We start from the raw sequence: 1,853 nt of genomic DNA, 5'->3' as shown, positions 1-1,853 counted from the left end.
GGGCGGGCCCAGGGGATCGTCCACCAGATGCCGTCCGTGCCGAACCCGACGAACTCGGTGAGCGTCCCCTCGCCGTACGCGTAGGTCACCCGCTCCAGGGAGCGGCCTCCCGCGGCTTCGATCGCGGCGGCGGTCCGCTCCACGTCGCGGGTGTACATCCCGAGGAGACGCGGCCCGAAGTCCCAGATCTCGGGGTCGGGCAGGTCCGGCGCGCCGGGCGTGGCGACGAGGCGGAGCAGCCCGGTGGTGCCGCCCGGACCGCCGAGCAGCGCGCCGCCGGCGTCCCGCCGCAGGACCTCCAGGTCGAACGCCCGCGTGTGGAAGTCGATGGACGCGTCGAGGTCGCGCGTGGCCACCACGGCCTCGATGACGGCTCCGAGTGACATGGACCCTCCTTTGGACAGCGTTTCACTGATGAGATGCGGTTGCGATCACCCTCCGGCGACCATCACCATGACCATAGTGGAACACTGTTCCTTGAATCGGAACAACTGAGGGAGCGAGCGTGACGACGGCCCAGAACTACGATCTCGTCATCGTCGGGGCGGGCACCGGCGGCATCCCGTGCGCGGTCGAGGCCGCGGCCCGCGGCGCCCGGGTCCTGCTGATCGAGAAGGACTCCCGCGTCGGCGGCACCCTGCACACCACCGGCGGCCACATGTCCGCCGCCGGCACCCGCCGGCAGCGCGACCACGGCATCGAGGACTCCGTCGAAGCGCACCTCGCCGACATCGAGCGGATCAGCGGCGGCACCGCCCGCACCGATCTCGTCGAACTGGCCGCCCGCGGCGCGCCCGACACGATCGACTGGCTGGACGACCTCGGCTTCGAGTTCGCGCCCGAGTCCCCCCGCCTCGTCTACGGCCACGAGCCGTACGGCACCCCCCGCACCTACTACGGCAAGGACGCGGGCCTGTCGATCCTCGCCGTCCTGAAGCGGCTCCTGGACGAGCAGATCGCGGCCGGAGGCGTCGAGCTGTGGCTGGGCAGCACCGCCATCCGCCTCACCGAGCCGGACGGCCGCGCGCCGAGCGTCACCGTCCTGCACAACGGAGTGGACGAGGTCGAGGTGACGGCCCGTGCCGTCGTGCTCGCCACCGGCGGATTCGCCTCCGACGAGGAGCTTTTCGAGGAGATCGAGGGCGTCCCACTCGTCAGCGCCGCCCACCCCACCTCCACCGGCGACGGCCTCGTCATCGCGCGCGAGGCGGGGGCGGCGATCGGCGGGCAGGGACAGTACCTGCCGACCTTCGGCGGCCTCCCGCACCCGACCACCCCCGGCAAGGCGTACTACGGGGAACGCCCGCTGCTGGTCGCCACCGAACGGCTCCCGTGGGAGATCTACGTCGACCGCGCCGGGCACCGCTTCGTCGCCGAGGACGAGACCAGCATCGACCTCAAGGAACGAGCGCTCGCCGCGTCCACCGACGGGACGTTCTGGACGGTCTTCGACGACAAGGCGCGGCTCTCGTCCGTCCCGATGGTCATCGGGTGGAGCCCCGACGACATCCTGGCCAAGGCCGGCGCCCGCGTCGGCGTGCACAAGGCCGACACCGTCGCCGGACTCGCCGCCCTGGCCGGCATCTCACCGGACGGCCTGACCGCCACGGTCGAGCGCTACAACGCGTCCGTCTCCGCGGGCGACGACGCCGAGTTCGGCCGGACCCACCTGCCCGCCCCCATCTCCGAGGGCCCGTTCTTCGCGATCGAGAACCACGGCATCACGCTCATCACCTTCGCCGGCCTCGACGTCGACGAACGGCTGCGCGTGCGCCGCACCGACGGCACCGCGATGGAGGGCGTGTACGCGCTCGGCGAGCTGATCGGCGCCGCCGCCACCTGCGGGAACAGCT

The 1,853-nt window shown here is 72.2% G+C and carries 2 protein-coding genes; one reads left to right on the top strand and one right to left on the bottom strand.

Going from position 1 to position 1,853, the window contains the following annotated elements:
• On the bottom strand, positions 1-386 hold a 386-nt coding region (locus E1281_RS39440), incomplete at its 3' end, for a VOC family protein (protein WP_165959324.1).
• 119 nt (positions 387-505) lie between these two features.
• On the opposite strand from E1281_RS39440, the gene E1281_RS39435 reads away from it, so the two are divergent.
• Positions 506-1,853: FAD-dependent oxidoreductase (locus tag E1281_RS39435; RefSeq protein WP_131884778.1), on the top strand; the 1,348-nt coding region annotated here is incomplete at its 3' end.

It is taken from the genome of Actinomadura sp. KC345 (assembly GCF_004348515.1).
GTDB lineage: Bacteria > Actinomycetota > Actinomycetes > Streptosporangiales > Streptosporangiaceae > Spirillospora.
The sequence above is the reverse complement of the archived record's forward strand: the minus strand, read 5'-3'. Positions and strand labels throughout refer to the sequence as shown.